The following is a 17873-nucleotide window of genomic DNA, read 5'->3' as shown; positions in this document are numbered from 1 at the left end:
CTGCGACATGGGGCGGCATCAGAATTCGAGGTCGAGTTCGGTGATCGTATCGCGCTCGACCTCGGCATCAGCGATCCATTCGGCCATATCCGGCCAAGCAAAAATAGTTTCGACATAGGCGGTGCAGACGGCGTCGAGGGGGACGTCGTAGGTTTTGAAGCGGCTGGCGACCGGGGCGAACATGGCATCTGCGATGCAGGGGGTCGCTCCGAACAAATACGTGCCAGGCGACCCGGCAAAGCAATCGCGCCAGATCGTGGTGATGCGGTCGATATCGGCCTGTGCGCCGGACCAGACGGTGAAGCCGGGCCGGTGGGCACGAATATTCATGGGCAGCGAGGCACGCAGCGCGGCGAATCCTGCGTGCATTTCGCCGCTGATCGAGCGGCAGCGGGCGCGGGAAACCGGATCGGCTGGGAGCATTCCCGCTGCCGGGTAGGTTTCGTTGAGATATTCGGCGATCGCGATGCTGTCCCATACGGTGACGTCGCCATCGATCAGGCATGGCAACAGGATTGATGAGGTCCGCATCAATAACTCGGCGCGTGCCTGCGGATCATCGGCAGCGGCGGGCTCCACAATGAAATCGATGCCGGACAGGCGGGCGAGCAAAAAACCTCTGAGACACCACGATGAGTAGTTTCGGCTCGATATCGCAAGACGTGCCGGAACTTTTCTTCGGCGAGCAGGTGAGGGGGGGGACGGAGACATGCCGCGCTTTCCTTTTCAATAAGTTTACGTCATGTTCGAAAGATGTTGCACTGCGTCGCAGATTGCCGCAACCGTGGCGGATCAAAGCGGAAAAGCCCGCCGATGCAAAGCAGAAATGTTCAGACGGCATCCTGCGACATAGATGCCGCAACCCAAATGCCTACAGGGGATCGCACGATCTCTGTCGGACACGGATGATCGGAAGGACATGTTATGTCGAGGAGCTACGAACTCTACCAGACCCAGGAAGATCTGGTGGGCCCGTTGCGGGTCGCGGCGAAGACGTGGGCCCCGATGGTCGATGCCATGGCCCTTCCGCGCGGATTCGGCGTCATTGCCCGACAGATGAGAGCCGGCCTCGAGATTTTCGGCAATGGCGGCATCCTTCACACCCGCCCGGCCTTTGGAATCACCACGGTTAGACTGGGTAATCGGGATGTCGCGGTCACCGAGAATGTGATCCAGGCAACACCATTCGGCAAACTGCTTCATTTCCGCAAGGACACCGATCGTGCTCAGCCCCGGGTGCTGATTGCGGCCCCGCTATCCGGCCATTTTGCGACGCTGTTGCGTAACACCGTCGAGGTGCTGCTGCAGGATCATGACGTGTTCATCACCGACTGGAACAATGCCCGTGACATCCCGCTATCCGGAGGTACGTTCGGGTTTGACGACTATGTCGAGCATGTCATGTCGTTCATGCGGGAAATCGGGCCAGGTGCTCATGTGGTTGCGGTTTGTCAGCCAGCGGTCGCGGTTCTCGCGGCTACCGCCTTGATGGCCGAAGCCGACGACACGGCGACACCGCGAAGCATGACGCTCATGGGTGGCCCCATCGACACGCGACGTAACCCATCGAAGGTGAATGCGCTGGCTAAGACGCGTGACATCGCGTGGTTTCGAAAGAATCTCATTTCGATGGTTCCCGCCCGATATGCAGGTGCTGGACGGGCCGTGTATCCCGGGTTCATGCAGCTTGCCTCATTTGTGTCGATGAATCTGGATCGGCATATTGCCGCCCATCTGCGCCAGTTCCGCGCGATCGTGACCGAAGATGGAGCAAGCGAGGCTGCGCATCGTAAGTTTTATGACGAATATCAATCGGTGATGGATTTGACCGCCGAGTTCTATCTTGAAACCGTGGAGCGCGTGTTCCAGCGGCATGACCTGCCGATGGGCACCTTGAAGTGGCGCGGCCATCTCGTCGATCCGGGTGCGGTGCGTCGGACGTTCCTGTTTACCGTCGAGGGAGAGCGCGATGATATCTGCCCACCGGGACAGTCCGTCGCGGCACTCGACCTTTGTTCCGGCCTGAAACCGTCGCGAAAACGCAACCATCTACAGTTGGGCGTTGGCCATTATGGCGTGTTCAGCGGCTCACGTTGGGCGCATGAAATCTATCCCCAACTGCGCGAGATCATCGCGCTGAACGAAAGATCACAGCAATGAGGGCGGACTTGTTTGGGCTGCGCAGCATGACGATGTATCAATAATGCTCGACCGTATCATCAGGAGATTCCGCTCAATGCTCGATTCCAAACAACTCGTGACCAACGCTTCTGCCGTTACCACGAAGCTGTCGCCGTCTGCGGCGGTAGCTAAATTGTCCGATCCCGACACGTTGTTCGTCGATGTTCGCGAGCGGTCCGAACTCGATAAAACGGGCACGATAAAAGGTGCTGTGCACGTGCCGCGCGGCTTCATTGAATTCAAGGCTGATCCGGCGAGTCCGAATCATGAGAAGGCGCTTGACCCTGAAAAACACCTTGTTCTGTTCTGCGCTTCTGGCATGCGCGCATCACTGGCGGCGAAGACCTTGGCGGACATGGGTTACAAGCATGTCGCTCACGTCAGCGGAGGCGGGTTCGATGCATTGAAGCAGGCTGGTGCGCCGATGGCTCGATAGAGCCCGCACCTACGTTCATTGGGAATTACACAGACAAAAATCGCGCGCTGAACATCGTTCGGCGCGCGATTTCGTTAAAGCTCTAACGCTGATCAGTCCGATGTATCAGGGCTCGCCGGTGTCGCCGGCTTTTGGCCGGTTTTGCGAGCCACCGGGCCCTTGCGGGCGGCGCTGGTCGCCTTGCCGTTAACGGTTTTACGAGTAGTCGGCGCAGACCGCTTTGCCGGGAGCTTTGCTTGTCCCGATTTGGGTGCTGCCTTGGTTGCGGCTTTTGGCATTGCCGCTTTGGCTGCGGGCTTGGCCGGCATTTTTTTTGCAGCCGTCGCGGCAACCGGCTTTGATTGCGATTTAGATGTTGCTGGCTTCGATACCGGTGCTTTGGTGGCAGCTGGCTTCGTGGCCGCCGCCTTTGTGGCTGATGTTTTTGGCGAGGTGGACTTGCCCATTGCAGCCTTTGGCGGTGTGGCTTTTGGTGCCGACACCTTGGTTGACGGCTTGGATGTCTCGGTCTTGATTGTTGGATTTTTGGTCGTCGCCGTTGCAGGTTTTTCAACAGTCTTTGCCGGCTTGGTCTTGGCTTTGGTCGGAGATTCGGCTGCCTCGGCCTTTTTGCCTGTAGCCTTCGGTGTGGTTTTGACTTCGACTGTCCTGGCTGGTGGGGTGCTTGATTTCGACTTGGTCGTTGATTTTTTTGGCGTTGTCGTCTTCGTTGTCGTGCGCATGGCGAGTGCTTGCACGCGTATGGCGGTTTCAGTGGTCACAAGAATTCTCCTTCGCTCGGGGGATATGGTGGAAGACGGTCTAAGACCGGCAGACAAGAGACATCATGCTGAACATGAATCCGGGCCGTATTGTGACGATTGTCCACCATCAATATGCGCCGGTGCATATCGAGATAATGATCGGTAGATGTGGTGTCGTCATCCGCTGCAGCATGTGCGGTCAATGGCCGTTGTTCCCTTCCGCGTGCGATACTCGATTTAGACAGACTGCTCTTGACAAATTGCGACGCGAATCGCGCGACGCACGCAGGAATCGCTATTCACTGTCTGTGGAGTCGATGTCAACAAAAAGCAGCGATTTTCGACAATATCCGTACGGTTTTTCATCTGGAGTATTTTCGGACTCCGCCTGTGAAACAGCGGTTCCCGCGACGGCGGCGTTGGTGATCTCGGAAAATCGTTAATGTTGAATGATGTTTCGGAATTTTCCCCATTGCGGTTCGTCCCGGCATCCTGTCGTTGTCCGTACACTTGCAACAGGACCGGTTCGAGTCGCATATGATCTCACCGCTTGAACATTTCGAATGAAAGAAATCGATTGTGTCCGATCCTGCTTCGACCGCCTGGCGATCCGACCGCAGCCGCCCGGTCAATCCGGTGGCGATGCCGGGGTGGGGGCCAGCACTCCGCCGCGGCCTGATGATGCGCTGCCCATCCTGCGGCACCACGTCAGCGTTCGAAGGCTATCTCAAGGTTCGCCCGGAATGCCCTCATTGCGCCGCGCCGTTGGGACGGGTTCCCTGCGATGACGCACCGCCATACATCACTCTGGTCATCGCCTTGCATTTCATCATCGTGTGCATGCTTCTGGCCGACTTCGACGGCGGTATGAACTGGATCGTTTCAATGGCGATTTTCGTTCCGTTGACCCTTGTTGTGCTGCTCGGCATGTTGCGTCCGGTAAAGGGTATCACGCTTGCAATCATGTTGAAGAACAATATGTTGCGGCCTGTCACGGCGACAACTAACGTAAAGTCAGCTGATCGGTCGTCTGGTCGTAATGGATGAGGCAAAGAGGGCAGGGGGCGGGCGGTTGCTACGCGTCGTGCTCAATGAAGATGCGTCCGGCCTCAGTCCCATGCAGGAAGCCGATCGCAGCCAGGCGATCGAGGATCTCGCGGCGGATAATCGCTTCGCGTTGGTCAGCCATCCCAACCAAGCAACCATTCTGTATCTCTCGATTCAGGACGGCCGCCTGGTGTTCGACATCCGCACGGAGGCGGACGAGACGTTGCAAACCTTGATCCTTGCACCCGGCCCGTTTCGTTCGATGGTTCGCGATTACCAGATGCTGCTGGACAGCTATGCCGATGCGATCGCCGAAGGCCGCGAGGCCCGTATTCAGGCAATCGACATGGGGCGGCGGGGCCTCCACAACGAGGGGGCTGAACTCGTGATGGCGCGACTGAACAATAAGGTGCTGCTTGATTTTGATACCGCGCGTCGGATCTTCACCTTGGTCTGCGCCCTGCACCGGCGTATGTAGGGGCGCAACTTCAGCGCGGATCATCAGCATGAAAATCGACGGCACGGCCTTTCGTTCACTCTGGCTCGACGAAACCGATCGATGGTCTTTGCGGATCATTGATCAGACGAAGCTGCCCTGGGCCGTGGAGATGCCACGCCTGACCACACTTGATCAGGTTGCGCATGCGATCAGCGCGATGTTGGTCCGTGGGGCGCCGTTGATCGGGGCAACGGCGGCCTATGGCGTTGCTATTGCGATGCGTGCCGATCCTTCGGATGCTGCCTTGCAACAGGCTATCACGACGTTGTCCGCCACCCGCCCCACTGCAATCAATCTCCGCTGGGCGCTCAATCGTATGGAGAGTCTGCTGCGAGACCATCCAAAGGTCGAACGCGCCGAGGCCGCATATGCCGAGGCGGCAGCGATCTGCGATGAAGACGTCGCAACGAACCACGCGATCGGTCGGCACGGGCTTGGCCTGATCAGATCCCGGGCTTCTGCGGGGCGCCGCGTCAATATCCTCACCCATTGTAATGCAGGCTGGATCGCGACGGTCGATTGGGGCACGGCGCTCGCACCGATCTACCTGGCGCATGACGAGGGTATCGACGTCCATGTGTTCGTCGATGAAACCCGCCCGCGTAATCAGGGTGCTTCGCTGACCGCATGGGAACTTGGAAAGCATGGGGTCAAGCATACCGTCATCGTAGATAATGCCGGCGGGCATCTGATGCAGCGAGGCGAGATCGACATGGTGATCGTCGGCACCGATCGCGTTACCAATGCAGGTGATGTCTGCAACAAGATCGGCACCTATCTCAAGGCGCTGGCCGCGCGCGATAACGGGATCCCGTTCTACGTGGCGCTCCCGTCTTCGACGATCGACTGGACGATTTCCGATGGGCTCACCGACATACCGATCGAGGAGCGCGCGACCACTGAGGTGACCACCATGACCGGTCGTGCGCTTGATGGCAGCATCGCCACAATCCGTATCGTACCCAAGGATAGTCTGGTGGTGAATCCGGCGTTCGATGTGACGCCGGCGCGTCTGGTATCCGGACTGATAACCGAACGCGGTGTCTGTGCGGCGAGTGCCGCGGCGCTGTCTCAGATGTTTCCGGAATACGGTCGGCAGAACGCGGTGTAGACGGTTGTTTTCTTGAAAGAGACGATCAGGAAGTATCTAGCGGGCACCGGCGTACTCCTCGCTCTGTCGGGCTGTGCGGTGCGACCCGACGCCCATGCTCCACCCTTTGCCAACCGGCCCTACGAGGCATTTTCGCGAATCGCCGCCATCCAGATCGCGCGGGGGGAATGGCGTTACTGGGGCAGCCGCGTGGTCGATACACCTCCTTCGGCCTACCATCCGGTCGACGCGCAGGCGAAGCAGGAGCGTGATAACGGCGACTGGCAGGAGGTCGGGCTCTACTGGTGGATCGGCATGAATGCAGGGCATTACTACGATCGCTGGACCGGCAAGCACGGCGCCGCGGGTCGAAAATTCTCGCCGCGGGATGACGGGCATTTTGCCTGGTCGGCCGCTTTCATTTCTTACGTCATGCGCATGGCCGGTGCTGGCCCCGATTTTCCCTACTCACCCAATCACGCGAAATATATCGACTACGCCTGGAACGCCGCCCACGGTAAAATCTCCGACCCTCTCCTCCTCGCCGAGAACCCCGTAACCTATGCCCCGGTCCCCGGTGATCTGATCTGTGCGGGGCGGGGCAGTGCCGATTCCATGACCTATGCCAATCTCCCGAGCCGTGGATTTTTTCCGTCCCATTGCGCCATCGTCGTCAGACAACGCCGGTCGATGCTGTCGGTGATCGGAGGGAATGTCGATGACACAGTCGCCCTGACGCATGTTCCCACCACAACTCGAGATACGCTGGAGCACCGCGATGGAACTATCGTTGACCCAAGGTACGACTGGTTCGTCGCGCTGAAGGTTTTGTATCGACGATAAACATCGACAGCTCCGGATCAATCAACGCGTTTCGACCGAAGGGCCTACGGCTTTCCTCAACACGAAGAGCCCTTGCTCGCCGAACAGATTGGCCAGCAAGCGCGCGCGTCGCCACGGCGCACGACGACCGGCCTCATCGGCGGCCAACCACTGGTCGACCACATAACCCTCGGCATCGCAAAGATCGAAAAAGTCACGGATGGTGCAAGGATGGATATTGGGCGTTTCATACCACATCCGGCTCCAAGTCTGCGTCATCGGCATACGACCGGTGGACAACAATTGCCACCGCAAGCTCCAATGACCAAAATTCGGAAAGCTGACGATTCCGCGTGTCCCGATGCGCAGCATCTGGCGCAGAACTTCCAGAGGTTGCTCGACCGCCTGCAACGTTCGAGACAGAACCACATAATCGAAGGCGTTGTCAGGATAGTGGACGAGATCGTTATCGGCATCGCCCTGCATGACGGGCAGGCCGTGTGCGACCGCCCGAGTCACTTCTGCCATGTCGATTTCGATGCCTCGCGCGTCGCATCCGCGGGTTCTGAACAAGTAGTCGATCAAGGCGCCGTCGCCACATCCGATGTCCAGAACACGGGTATTCGGCTCGATCATGCCGGCAATCAGTTCGAGATCGACGCGCATATTCTTGGCGACGAAGCGCACGGGTGCAAGCTCGGTCATTTCAATCCTGCCGCTTCTGCCGCACCGCCTAGAAAACCTGCGACCGTGCGATGGAAATCGGGCTCATCCAGCAGAAAGGCATCATGTCCCTTATCGCTGATGATTTCAACGAAACTGACATTGGCCGCAACCTGATTGAGGGCGCGGGCCAGGATCCGGCTCTCGGTGGTGGGAAACAGCCAGTCCGAACTGAACGAAACGAGAAGAAATCGGGTCCGGGAGCCTCGAAATGCCGAGGCAAGCGAGCCCCCATGATCGGCAGCGAGATCGAAAAAATCCATCGCGCGCGTGATACAAAGGTAGGAGTTGGCATCGAAGCGACGCACGAAGCTCGATCCCTGGTGCTCAAGATAGCTCTCGACGGCAAATCGTTCGCCGAACAGGACAGGACTCAGTGCGTTGTTGCCTTGCAGGCGACGCCCGAATTTTCGGGTGAGGGCCGCTTCTGATAGGTAAGTGATATGCGCGGTCATCCTGGCGACGGCGAGACCACGCGATGGCACCACGCCGTGTTCCCAGTACCGTCCCCCGAAAAAATCAGGATCGGCGAAGATTGCCTGGCGCCCGACTTCGTGAAAGGCAATGTTCTGCGCGGAATGATAGGGCGCAGTCGCCACCGGCACCGCTGCAAAGACGGCTTCCGGGAAAAGCGACGCCCAGGCCAAGACCTGCATTCCTCCCATCGAACCGCCCACCACGGCGAAAAGCCGGGTGATCTGCAAACGGTTCACGAGCATCTTTTGGGCGCGAACCATGTCCTGAATTGTAATCGGCGGTAGATCGATGCCCCATAAGTCTTCGGACCCAGTACTGCGCGGGCTGCGCGGGCCGGTCGAACCCATGCACCCACCAAGTACGTTAGCACAGATAACGAAATAACGATTTGTGTCCACCGGCTTGGCGGGTCCGACGAGATTGCCCCACCACGCAGGTTTACCGGTCAACGGTTGTTGTTCGGCGACGTATTGATCACCGGTGAGCGCGTGACAGATCAGGATCGCGTTGCTGCGGTCGGCATTCAGCGTGCCATAGGTCCGGTATGCGATTTGCAACGGCGCGAGAACGGTGCCGCAATCCAGCAGAAGACCTTCCGTAAACGTTTCGTGCTGGTGGTTGATCTGCGGGAGAGGCGTCTGGTCCATGACGGGCGGGGTATGCCTGCAACGGGGAAGGGGAGCAAGCAGATCCGAAGGTCTTGCCGTCAGCCGTGCCTCCTGTATCAAAGGACACCAAGTTCATTTTACCAGGTTCGCATGTCCGACATATCGTCTTATTCACCGACCCAAGATGCGGTTCCGGAAACGCTTGCGCGGTTGCGTGCCGAAATCGATCAACTCGATGATCGTTTGCACGATATGCTCATGGAGCGGGCGGAGATCATCGAGCGGGTTGCACGGGAAGCCGGTAAACGTGGAGTTCCGATCAGGCCCGGTCGCGAAGCGGCGATGCTTCGCCGGCTTCTGGCGCGTCACAAAGGGGCTTTGCCGCCGCAGACGATTGTCCGGATATGGCGGGAATTATTTTCCGGTGCTCTGATGATCGAAGGCGGTCTCGTCATCGCGGTGGCCGATGGAGCGCAGATCGAACTACCCGCCGTTGCCCGCGAACATTTCGGCCCCCTGACCAGTCTGCGCCGTCACCGGACCACATCGCAGGCACTGGCCGATCTCACCAACGGGGCGGCTCACGCGGCGGTACTGCCAATGCCGTCTGATGAGGACGACGAGCAGGCGGCCTGGTGGGTCGGCCTGATGCATGGTGGAATTCCACGCCTGGCAATCGTTGCGAAACTTCCGTTCTGGACGCGGCGCAACGAGGGCGTTCCCCATGCCGGCGCCTATGTCGTCTCGTCACTCACCCCGGACCCGAGCGGAGCTGACCGTAGTCTGATCGGTATCGAAATTGCGCCCGACACGAGTACGGCCCGGATTGCGGGTATCCTGAAGGAAGCCGGATTCGACGTGGGATCCATCCTGCCGCGCCGGGCGGCGAAACGGGAGGTCGGGTATGCGTTAGCCGACGTCGAGGGCCTGATCGCCCGAGATGATCCGCGTTTGGCCACCATCACCGGATTTCTCGCAGTTCCCGTCATTCTCGGTGCCTATGCGGTGCCGCCTGAACCGACGGCGGGGGCCCGATGACCGAAGACTCCGTGGCAACGCAACCAGCGGCCCGGCCCGCCGTATTTTCCGTACCGCCCTATGTCGGCGGCGAATCGAAGTTGACCGGTGTGAACCGTGTGATCAAGCTATCCTCCAATGAGGGGGCTTTCGGGGTCCCTCCGGGTGCCGTGGACGCTATACGGGGGGCGGCGGAAAGCGGGCATCGTTATCCCGACGGCGGCGCCACCGCGCTGCGTCAGGCGATCGGAAGGTGTTTCGATCTTGATCCCGAACGGATCGTATGTGGGAACGGCTCGGACGATCTGATCAACCTGCTGATCCAATCCTATGGCGGGCCGGGCACCGATCTGGTGATGAGCGCGCATGGGTTCCTCATCTACGAAATTGCGGCGAAACTGGCTGGAATGGAGGTACGCAAGGCTGCGGAGCGCCACGATCTGACCGCCGACGTCGATGCGATTCTTGCGCTGGTCGGGCCCGCGACGCGGTTGGTGTTTCTGGCCAATCCGAACAATCCAACCGGCACGCTGGTGCCTGCGGCTGAGATGACGCGGCTCCGCACCTCGCTGCCGCCGGAGGTTCTGCTCGTGCTCGATGCAGCCTACGCCGAATATGTTGACCGTCCCGACTACGATCCCGGCATCGGGCTGGTTGATGCAGGCGAAGGGACGGTGATGGTACGCACCTTCTCCAAGATTTTCGGCCTTGGAGGCTTGCGCCTCGGCTGGGCTTACGGCCCGTTGTCCGTTATCGATGTGCTCAACCGCGTAAGGATGCCGTTCAACGTGAGTGGTCCTGCGGCAGCGGCCGGTATTGCAGCGCTCGCCGAGCCGGACTGGATCGAACGGTCCCGGGAGCACAACCGGCAGGCACGGGCACAAATGACAAATCGTTTGTCGGCCGGGGGGCTGACTGTCTATCCGAGCGAAGCGAATTTCGTATTGGTCGACCTGTCGACCCCGGAGCGAGCCGGCGCTGCGGACCGCTATCTGCGTTCGCGCGGCATCATCGTTCGCAATGTGGCTGCATACGGGCTTGCTCAATGTCTGCGTGTGACGATCGGGACAGATCAGGAGTGCGCGGCAGTGACCGACGCTTTGACCGAGTTTGCCGCACAAAATGGCTGATCCGGTTTTTGAACGGCTTGCCCTGATCGGCGTTGGATTGATCGGATCATCCGTCGCACGGATTGCCCGCTCTCGGGGGGATATTGCCCGAGTCGTGGTGGCGAACGCCCGGACCGAGGCGACATTGAACCGCGTCGCAGACCTCGGGATTGCGGATCTCACCGAAATCGACCCTGCTCGAGCGGTCGAGGATGCTGATTGCGTGATGCTCTGTGCACCTGTGGGAGCCTACGCCGCGCTCGCTCAGCAGATCGCACCGCATCTTATGCCTGGGGCCATCGTGACCGATGTCGGATCGACGAAACAGTCGGTGATCCGTGATATCGGCCCGTTTCTACCTCAGGGGACCCATTTCGTACCGGCCCATCCGATGGCAGGCACCGAGTTTTCCGGACCCGATGCCGGGTTCATTGAGTTATTTCAGGGGCGCTGGTGTCTGCTGACTCCCCCGACCGGAACCGACGATCGCGCGGTCTCAAAAATCCGGACATTGTGGGAGCGGTGTGGTGCGACTGTCAGCATCATGGATGCCGCACACCATGATCGGGTGGTGGCGATCGTGAGCCACCTCCCGCATCTGATCGCCTTCACGATCTGCGGAACAGCGGATGATCTGGCGGACGAAACCCGCCAGGAAGTGCTGCGGTTCGCTGCGTCCGGATTCCGCGATTTCACCAGGATCGCTGCATCCGATCCGGTCATGTGGCGGGATATTTTCCTCAATAACCGCGACGCGTTACTCGAAATGCTGGCACGCTTTACCGAAGATGCTCAGGCGATGGCCCGGGCGGTTCGCTGGGGCGACACGACGTATATCGAGGATAAGGTCCTTCGCGGTCGCAAGATCCGTCAGGCTCTTATCGATCTCAATCAGGCCTGATACCGGCGATCGGCGACGATCGGTGCCGGGCGCCGATATCAGTGCGTATCCATAGCATATAAGGGAATTGTGATGGCCAAGGGCCAAAAGCCGCAGAGGCGGGGGCGGAAAATCGACGGATGGATCATTCTCGACAAACCGCCGGGCATTACAAGCGCTCATGCGGTCGGTAAGATCAAACGCGGGTTGGATGCGGCCAAGGTCGGGCACGGCGGAACGCTTGATCCGCTGGCGACGGGGGTTCTGCCCATTGCTCTCGGTGGCGCGACTAAAATGGTTCCTTACGTCATGGATGGAATCAAATTATATCAGTTCACGCTCAAATTCGGCGAGGCGCGTGATACCGATGACGCCGAAGGCGCGGTGATCGAGACCAGCGATAACCGGCCGGATGACGCCACGATTCAGGTTGCCCTCTCCGCATTCCAAGGCTCGATCATGCAGGTGCCTCCGGCTTTCTCTGCCATCAAGGTGGCTGGAGAGCGCGCCTACGACCTCGCTCGCGCAGGCGCACCCCCGGATCTGGCGCCCCGCCCGGCCCAGATAGACCGGTTTGATCTGATCGATCGGCCGGATGCTGATCATGCTGTTTTCGAAGTGGCGTCGGGTAAGGGCGTCTATATGCGTTCGCTCGCACGTGATCTGGCTCGCGCAGTCGGCACGGTTGGGCACATCGCGGTGCTGCGCCGACTTGCCGTAGGTCCATTCCGTATCGAAGATGCGGTAACACTGGACAAATGCATAAATTACGACCATAGCGCCGACTGTGAACCGGACCTCGTGAAGCCGGTTGAGACCGCGCTGGCCGACATCCCGGCGCTGGCCTTGACCGACCCCGAAGTCGCCGCACTCCGAAACGGGATGGCGTTGAGCCTGATCGATTTTCTTGGGCGGATTCCTGCAACGTCCAGCCCGGGAAATGGGCTGGTTCGCGGCATGGCGGGCCACCGTTTCGTGGTTCTCGGCAGGCTCAGCGAGGGGCTTCTGCGACCGGAACGTGTCATTTAACCATTTGCAGGAGTATATGCGATGTCGATTACCGCAGAGCGGCGTCAGAGCCTCATCGGCGAATACGCCAATACAGCTACCGATACGGGAAGCCCTGAAGTGCAGGTTGCACTTCTTTCCGAACGGATCACCAACCTGACGGAACACCTCAAGACCCACGCGAAGGATTTTCATTCGCGCCGTGGTCTCTTGATGCTGGTCGGTCGTCGTCGCCGGTTGCTCGATTATGTCAAGCGTCAGGATCATAAGCGCTACGAGACCCTGATTGGGCGCCTTAATCTGCGTCGCTAGCCGCTGATCCCCGCGGACTCCGCTATTCGTTACACCGATCTCATCTGGGGACCGCCGATTATTCTTGATTGGTGCCCCGATATGATCGAAAATAGGCATCGGTAAGCGGCGATTCCGCCGCCCTTTTGGAGTTACGAGCAATCATGGCTATTGGTCCTGACATGCGATCCTATCGCGGTGCCAGCACTGCGATCGGCGCGGGCGTTTTGGACGAAGGTCTGCGCGCCTATATGTTGCGGGTTTACAACTGGATGGCGTCAGGCCTGTTTCTGACGGCCATTGTGTCGTTGGCGATCTCTCACACGGGTCTGATCGACGCATTTTATCCGTTGGTGACAACGGCAAGCGGTGCCGTGGTGCGCCAGCCTGGGATTCTTGCGTATATCAGCATTTTTGCGCCCCTCGGGTTCGTGCTGATTATGAGTTTCGGGGTCAACAAGCTGTCTACGACTCAAGCCCAAGCTCTGTTCTGGGCGTTCTGCGCCGTGATGGGAGCGAGCCTAACGAATATATTCCTGATCTACACCGGGCGGTCGATCCTCGCGACGTTTTTTGTGACGGCAGGCACGTTCGCGGCGATGAGCGTTTACGGCTACACGACGAAGGCCAATCTGGCGAAGTTCGGAAGCTTCCTGATCATGGGAGTCATCGGCCTCCTCATTGCCATGGTGGTCAACATATTTCTGCATTCATCCGCCCTGCAGTTTGCCATCAGTGCGATTGGCGTCCTGATCTTTACCGGGCTGGCAGCCTATGACACGCAGCGGATCAAGGCCGATTATGTGCAATATGGGTACCGGTTCGGAGCGGACGTCGCGGCGAAGCGCAGTGTGTATGACGCATTGCAGCTCTACTTGACGTTCATAAATCTGTTTATGTTCCTGTTGCAGTTCATGGGCAATCGCCGTTCCTGATAGGTAGTCGGTCCACAAAACAGGCCTCCAACTTATGAGTTGGAGGCTTTTTTGTTGCTTTCTCTATTCAACCGTCACTGACTTAGCGAGATTGCGGGGCTGATCAACATCGGTTCCCTTGAGGATGGCAACCTGGTAAGCAAGCATCTGCACCGGGATTGCATATAGGATCGGCGCCACGAACGGATCACAATCGGGAAGAATCACGACTTCCGAAGCGATGCCGGCAAGCTTTTTAGCTCCTTCGGAATCGCTCAGAACAATGATCCGGCCTCCGCGTGCCGCGGCTTCCTGAAGATTGGAGGCAGTTTTTTCAAAAAGCGGTCCCGATGGAACAACCGCGATGACTGGTACACTTGCGTCGATCAGTGCGATCGGGCCATGCTTCATCTCGCCCGCAGGATAGCCCTCGGCATGGATATAGCTGAGTTCCTTCAGTTTCAGAGCGCCTTCCAGCGCGATCGGCATCATCGATCCGCGGCCGAAAAACAAGACGTCCCTCGCATCCTGGATTTGCGTGGCAAGTCGGCGAATTTCATCCTCCTCGTTAAGGATCTGCGCTGCCTTGGCGGGCAGTTCCATGAGGGCGGCGACCAGGGCTTCAATGCGGTCACGGGATAATGTCCCTCGCGCATGAGCTAAAGCCAAAGCAAACCCCGCAAGCACCGTGAGCTGGGCGGTGAAGGCTTTGGTGCTGGCCACACTGATCTCGGGACCTGCTATCGTCTCGAGGATGAGGTCGCTTTCGCGCGCCATCGTACTCTCCGGCACGTTGACCACAGACATGACCTTGCAGCCCTGAGTCCTGATATAGCGAAGCGCCGCCATTGTATCGGCGGTTTCACCTGATTGACTGACGACGATGCCTAGTTCATCCGAGTGAAGTGGTGGTTCCCGATAGCGAAATTCACTGGCCACGTCAGCATCCACCGCGATCCGGGCATACTCCTCGATCCAATAACGTGCGGTGAGACCAGCATAAAAGGCTGACCCGCATGCTGAAATGCAAATTCTGGATATGGTGTTCAAATCTAGGTCCAGCGCTGGCAGCACGGGCAAGCGCGTGGCCGGATCGATCATCCGATGAAGCGTATCGCCGATGACGATGGGGTGCTCGTGGAGCTCCTTCTCCATGAAATGCCGAAAATTGCCCTTTCCGATCGCAGCACCCGTCAGCTTGGTCAGTTTGATCTCGCGTTCCACCGCCTGGTTCATAGCATTATGGAATGTCGCTCCGGTGCGCGAGACGATCACCCAGTCACCGTCGTTGAGGTAGGCGATGCGACGCGTGAGAGGCGCCAGCGCAAGTGCATCAGAGCCCAGATACATCTCATCTTCGCCATAACCGATGGCGAGGGGCGCGCCGCGCTGGGCACCGATAATCAGATCCGGATGCCCGGCAAAGATCAACGCCAGCGCATACGCGCCTTCGAGTCGTTGAAATGCCGATGCGGCGGCCTCAACCGGCGACATCCCGCGCGCGAGATAAAGGTCGAGCAGCTGAGCCACAGTTTCAGTGTCGGTTTCGGTTGAAAACACCTGGCCCTGAGATTCAAGCTCCTCGCGCAAGGCTGCGTGATTTTCAATGATCCCGTTATGGACGACCGCCACACGGCTGGTTCCGTGGGGATGAGCATTGCTCTCAGTGGGGGCCCCATGGGTAGCCCAGCGGGTATGGCTGATACCCGTCGTCCCATCGAGAGGGAACGAGGCCAGCGTGGTTGCAAGATTATGCAGTTTGCCCTCGGCTCGCCGGCGCTCGATTTGCCCATCAACAAGCGTAGCGATCCCGGCGCTGTCATAACCCCGATAAGCGAGTCTTGATAAACCGTCCAGCAAAAGCGGGGCCGCCGGCCCCTTGCCAACGACACCAACAATTCCGCACATCAGACCGAATCCTTGAGTGGTCGCGGTTTCATTCCCCGCCCTTGTTTGACAACCTGGCGGCTTCTTGCAATCGCCATCGAGTCTGCATCGATGTTCTCGGTGATGACGCTGCCGGCCGCGACGATCACGCGGTCGCCCACACTCACTGGCGCAACCAAAGCAACATCCGACCCGATGAAGACATTCGAGCCTATCGTGGTGCGATGTTTCGCCACTCCATCGTAATTGCAGGTTATCGTGCCAGCGCCGATGTTGGTATGTGCACCTATCTCGGAATCCCCGAGATAGGTGAGATGGTTGGCCTTTGCGCCATTGCCCAGCGCAGTCGCTTTCAACTCGACGAAATTGCCGACATGGGCATCCTCGCCAATGTGACTGCCCGGCCTGATCCGTGCATAAGGTCCGATGACGGCACCGCGACTGACGACACAACCTTCCAGGTAGGAGAAAGCCCGAATACGGGTTCCGGCCGCGATCGTGACTCCCGGACCGATGACGACGTTCGGTTCTATGACCACATCGGTCTCAATTTTCGTGTCCCAGGCAAGAAACACAGTGTCAGGCGCGGTCATTGTTACGCCCGAGTCCAGCAGGGCCTCTCGGAGTCTGCTTTGCAGCACCCTCTCGGCACGCGCGAGTTCGCTCCTCGAATTGATGCCAAGGCATTCCGTCCACTCGGCTTCGACAATGCCGACATTCGCACCCTCATCGCGGGCGATTGAGACGATATCGGTCAGATAAAACTCCGACTTCGAATTCCGATTGTCGATGAGGCTCAACCAGCGCGCCATATCGGTGGCTGCTCCGGTAAAGCCGCCGACATTGCAAAGGGTGATTTTCCTTTCCTCGGGGGTCGCATCCACAAACTCGACAATCCGCTCGGCCAGTCCATGTTCACCGACGACGCGTCCGAACATTCCGGGATCGGGCGGCCGGGTTGCCAGTATGCCGAGCCTGCATCGCTGATCGCCGAGGGCGGCGGCAAGATGACCGAACGTCCTGGAGGAGATCAGTGGATTGTCGCCGTAAATGATTGTGACCAGGCCGGTTCCGAAATAGGGCAGGGCTGCCTTGGCCGCCGACGCGGTCCCGGTGCGCTCTGCCTGAACGACTATTTGGTGTGGCGCTGCTGCCGCCGCTACCGCCGGATCGCCGCTCGACACAACCACAACTCTGGTAAACATCGAGGCACAAGTGTCGATCAGATGGGTCAGCATCGGGCGTCCGGCCAAAGGATGAAGGACTTTGGGCAGATTCGATTTCATCCTCGTCCCAAGACCGGCGGCGAGGATCACAGCAACTTTATCCATGTAAGAGCGGTAGCCTCGGTGAACGGTTTATGTCAAAGGGGCGTCCGTAACATCGCGTGTCGGAGTATTTCGTTCGAATGGAGATGAACTTGGCCAAGGCTGTGGTATTCGATCTGGACGGCACGCTGATCGATAGTCTGCCGGATTTGGCGGGAGCGTTGAACCGTTCTCTGGCGCGCCATGGTCAAGGACCGATCGTGCAATCCGACGTCGCACCGATGGTGGGTGACGGCGCGAAAGTACTGCTGCAGAAAGGTTACGCAGCATGCGGGCTGTCGCCGACCGATGAGGACGAGGCGATTTTCCTGGCGGACTATGAGGCTCACGTCACCGATCTGACCGAACCTTTTCCCGGGATTCCCGCGGCGCTGACTGCGTTGCGAGACAGCGGCTATCGACTCGCCGTCTGCACGAACAAACCGGAGGTCTCAGCGCGGAAAGTTTTGGCAGCGCTTGATCTTGAGGCGTTTTTCGACGTTGTGATCGGTGGGGACGCGACACCTTACCGCAAGCCCGACCCCCGTCATCTTCAAGCTGTATTGAACGCCCTCGATGTGACAACGACCGACGCGGTGATGGTCGGAGATCACATCAACGATATGAAGACTGCCGCCGGATTGCGGGTGGAGGCGATATTCGTGACCTGGGGCTACGGCCGAACCGATGCCATGACGCGCGTGGATCAAGCGGCTCAACTGCCGGCTCTGGTCGATCGACTCCTTGGCTGAAACGTCAGAGCCGAGACCTTGACGGCTGGCGGCTAATGGCCCATTTCTGATACAGGACTGCTTTGGTCCGAAATCGAGTGGG

19 protein-coding genes are annotated in these 17873 nt (G+C 58.9%); 14 read left to right on the top strand and 5 right to left on the bottom strand.

Going from position 1 to position 17873, the window contains the following annotated elements; all coding sequences use genetic code 11:
• Window positions 1–18: 18 nt before the first annotated feature.
• Window positions 19–711 (bottom strand): glutathione S-transferase, encoded by a 693-nt coding sequence (locus SIL87_RS11120; protein ID WP_319614252.1) that lies wholly within the window; start codon window positions 709–711, stop codon window positions 19–21.
• Window positions 712–924: 213 nt separating this feature from the next.
• On the opposite strand from SIL87_RS11120, the gene SIL87_RS11115 reads away from it, so the two are divergent.
• The 7 genes from SIL87_RS11115 (at window position 925) to SIL87_RS11085 (ending at window position 6839) form a co-directional block, all read left to right on the top strand.
• The gene (locus tag SIL87_RS11115; RefSeq protein ID WP_319614251.1) at window positions 925–2160 is read left to right on the top strand and encodes a polyhydroxyalkanoate depolymerase; all 1236 of its coding nucleotides are present in this window, start codon (window positions 925–927) and stop codon (window positions 2158–2160) included.
• A gap of 76 nt (window positions 2161–2236) precedes the next feature.
• Complete coding sequence (locus SIL87_RS11110) at window positions 2237–2617, top strand: rhodanese-like domain-containing protein (protein ID WP_319614250.1); 381 nt, start codon at window positions 2237–2239, stop codon at window positions 2615–2617.
• 159 nt (window positions 2618–2776) lie between these two features.
• Window positions 2777–3526 carry a hypothetical protein gene (locus tag SIL87_RS11105; protein WP_319614249.1) on the top strand — a complete coding sequence of 250 codons (750 nt, stop codon included), beginning with the start codon at window positions 2777–2779 and terminating at the stop codon, window positions 3524–3526.
• A 476-nt stretch (window positions 3527–4002) separates the two neighbouring features.
• Window positions 4003–4407, top strand: coding sequence for a DUF983 domain-containing protein (locus SIL87_RS11100; RefSeq protein ID WP_319615959.1), 405 nt, complete (start codon window positions 4003–4005; stop codon window positions 4405–4407).
• Entirely contained in the window at window positions 4400–4885 is a 486-nt protein-coding gene (locus tag SIL87_RS11095) for a UPF0262 family protein (protein WP_319614248.1), read from the top strand. Before SIL87_RS11100 ends, SIL87_RS11095 begins: the two co-directional genes overlap by 8 nt.
• A 28-nt stretch (window positions 4886–4913) precedes the next feature.
• Entirely contained in the window at window positions 4914–6017 is a 1104-nt protein-coding gene (gene mtnA, locus SIL87_RS11090; protein ID WP_319614247.1) for an S-methyl-5-thioribose-1-phosphate isomerase, read from the top strand.
• 12 nt (window positions 6018–6029) lie between these two features.
• Window positions 6030–6839 carry a DUF2272 domain-containing protein gene (locus SIL87_RS11085; RefSeq protein WP_319614246.1) on the top strand — a complete coding sequence of 270 codons (810 nt, stop codon included), beginning with the start codon at window positions 6030–6032 and terminating at the stop codon, window positions 6837–6839.
• Between the two features lie 21 nt (window positions 6840–6860).
• Here SIL87_RS11085 and metW read toward each other — a convergent pair whose 3' ends face one another.
• Window positions 6861–7484 (bottom strand): methionine biosynthesis protein MetW, encoded by a 624-nt coding sequence (gene metW, locus SIL87_RS11080; protein WP_319615957.1) that lies wholly within the window; start codon window positions 7482–7484, stop codon window positions 6861–6863.
• Between the two features lie 35 nt (window positions 7485–7519).
• Window positions 7520–8665, bottom strand: coding sequence for a homoserine O-acetyltransferase MetX (metX, locus tag SIL87_RS11075; protein WP_319614245.1), 1146 nt, complete (start codon window positions 8663–8665; stop codon window positions 7520–7522).
• A gap of 111 nt (window positions 8666–8776) precedes the next feature.
• On the opposite strand from metX, the gene SIL87_RS11070 reads away from it, so the two are divergent.
• The 6 genes from SIL87_RS11070 to SIL87_RS11045 all read left to right on the top strand — a co-directional run bounded on the left by SIL87_RS11070 (window position 8777) and on the right by SIL87_RS11045 (window position 13866).
• The gene (locus SIL87_RS11070) at window positions 8777–9664 is read left to right on the top strand and encodes a chorismate mutase (RefSeq protein ID WP_319614244.1); all 888 of its coding nucleotides are present in this window, start codon (window positions 8777–8779) and stop codon (window positions 9662–9664) included.
• Complete coding sequence (gene hisC, locus SIL87_RS11065; protein WP_319614243.1) at window positions 9661–10773, top strand: histidinol-phosphate transaminase; 1113 nt, start codon at window positions 9661–9663, stop codon at window positions 10771–10773. Before SIL87_RS11070 ends, hisC begins: the two co-directional genes overlap by 4 nt.
• On the top strand, window positions 10766–11653 hold the full coding sequence (locus tag SIL87_RS11060; RefSeq protein WP_319614242.1) for a prephenate/arogenate dehydrogenase family protein: 888 nt from the start codon (window positions 10766–10768) through the stop codon (window positions 11651–11653). The genes hisC and SIL87_RS11060 overlap by 8 nt, the downstream gene beginning before the upstream one ends.
• A gap of 72 nt (window positions 11654–11725) precedes the next feature.
• Window positions 11726–12661 carry a tRNA pseudouridine(55) synthase TruB gene (gene truB, locus SIL87_RS11055; protein WP_319614241.1) on the top strand — a complete coding sequence of 312 codons (936 nt, stop codon included), beginning with the start codon at window positions 11726–11728 and terminating at the stop codon, window positions 12659–12661.
• A 21-nt stretch (window positions 12662–12682) separates the two neighbouring features.
• A complete protein-coding gene (gene rpsO, locus SIL87_RS11050; protein ID WP_319614240.1) occupies window positions 12683–12952 on the top strand; it encodes a 30S ribosomal protein S15 in 270 nt (89 codons plus the stop codon).
• Window positions 12953–13095: 143 nt separating this feature from the next.
• A complete protein-coding gene (locus SIL87_RS11045) occupies window positions 13096–13866 on the top strand; it encodes a Bax inhibitor-1/YccA family protein (protein ID WP_319614239.1) in 771 nt (256 codons plus the stop codon).
• Window positions 13867–13929: 63 nt separating this feature from the next.
• Here SIL87_RS11045 and glmS read toward each other — a convergent pair whose 3' ends face one another.
• Together glmS and glmU are read right to left on the bottom strand one after the other, a co-directional pair.
• On the bottom strand, window positions 13930–15753 hold the full coding sequence (gene glmS / locus SIL87_RS11040) for a glutamine--fructose-6-phosphate transaminase (isomerizing) (RefSeq protein ID WP_319614238.1): 1824 nt from the start codon (window positions 15751–15753) through the stop codon (window positions 13930–13932).
• Complete coding sequence (glmU, locus tag SIL87_RS11035; protein ID WP_319614237.1) at window positions 15753–17063, bottom strand: bifunctional UDP-N-acetylglucosamine diphosphorylase/glucosamine-1-phosphate N-acetyltransferase GlmU; 1311 nt, start codon at window positions 17061–17063, stop codon at window positions 15753–15755. Before glmU ends, glmS begins: the two co-directional genes overlap by 1 nt.
• A gap of 83 nt (window positions 17064–17146) precedes the next feature.
• Here glmU and SIL87_RS11030 point away from each other — a divergent pair, with 83 nt between their 5' ends.
• On the top strand, window positions 17147–17791 hold the full coding sequence (locus SIL87_RS11030; protein WP_319615956.1) for an HAD family hydrolase: 645 nt from the start codon (window positions 17147–17149) through the stop codon (window positions 17789–17791).
• Window positions 17792–17873: the final 82 nt, after the last annotated feature.

This window comes from Acidiphilium acidophilum (assembly GCF_033842475.1).
GTDB lineage: Bacteria > Pseudomonadota > Alphaproteobacteria > Acetobacterales > Acetobacteraceae > Acidiphilium > Acidiphilium acidophilum.
The sequence above is the reverse complement of the archived record's forward strand: the minus strand, read 5'-3'. Positions and strand labels throughout refer to the sequence as shown.

Coding starts and splice junctions, on each gene's coding strand:
- truB (WP_319614241.1), top strand. CDS start 11,726: ATGGCCAAGGGCCAAAAGCCGCAGAGGCGGGGGCGGAAAATCGACGGA.
- SIL87_RS11115 (WP_319614251.1), top strand. CDS start 925: ATGTCGAGGAGCTACGAACTCTACCAGACCCAGGAAGATCTGGTGGGC.
- glmS (WP_319614238.1), bottom strand. CDS start 15,753: ATGTGCGGAATTGTTGGTGTCGTTGGCAAGGGGCCGGCGGCCCCGCTT.
- hisC (WP_319614243.1), top strand. CDS start 9,661: ATGACCGAAGACTCCGTGGCAACGCAACCAGCGGCCCGGCCCGCCGTA.
- metX (WP_319614245.1), bottom strand. CDS start 8,665: ATGGACCAGACGCCTCTCCCGCAGATCAACCACCAGCACGAAACGTTT.
- SIL87_RS11095 (WP_319614248.1), top strand. CDS start 4,400: ATGGATGAGGCAAAGAGGGCAGGGGGCGGGCGGTTGCTACGCGTCGTG.
- SIL87_RS11100 (WP_319615959.1), top strand. CDS start 4,003: ATGCCGGGGTGGGGGCCAGCACTCCGCCGCGGCCTGATGATGCGCTGC.
- mtnA (WP_319614247.1), top strand. CDS start 4,914: ATGAAAATCGACGGCACGGCCTTTCGTTCACTCTGGCTCGACGAAACC.
- SIL87_RS11045 (WP_319614239.1), top strand. CDS start 13,096: ATGGCTATTGGTCCTGACATGCGATCCTATCGCGGTGCCAGCACTGCG.
- glmU (WP_319614237.1), bottom strand. CDS start 17,063: ATGGATAAAGTTGCTGTGATCCTCGCCGCCGGTCTTGGGACGAGGATG.
- SIL87_RS11070 (WP_319614244.1), top strand. CDS start 8,777: ATGTCCGACATATCGTCTTATTCACCGACCCAAGATGCGGTTCCGGAA.
- rpsO (WP_319614240.1), top strand. CDS start 12,683: ATGTCGATTACCGCAGAGCGGCGTCAGAGCCTCATCGGCGAATACGCC.
- SIL87_RS11120 (WP_319614252.1), bottom strand. CDS start 711: ATGTCTCCGTCCCCCCCCTCACCTGCTCGCCGAAGAAAAGTTCCGGCA.
- SIL87_RS11110 (WP_319614250.1), top strand. CDS start 2,237: ATGCTCGATTCCAAACAACTCGTGACCAACGCTTCTGCCGTTACCACG.
- metW (WP_319615957.1), bottom strand. CDS start 7,484: ATGCGCGTCGATCTCGAACTGATTGCCGGCATGATCGAGCCGAATACC.
- SIL87_RS11060 (WP_319614242.1), top strand. CDS start 10,766: ATGGCTGATCCGGTTTTTGAACGGCTTGCCCTGATCGGCGTTGGATTG.
- SIL87_RS11030 (WP_319615956.1), top strand. CDS start 17,147: ATGAACTTGGCCAAGGCTGTGGTATTCGATCTGGACGGCACGCTGATC.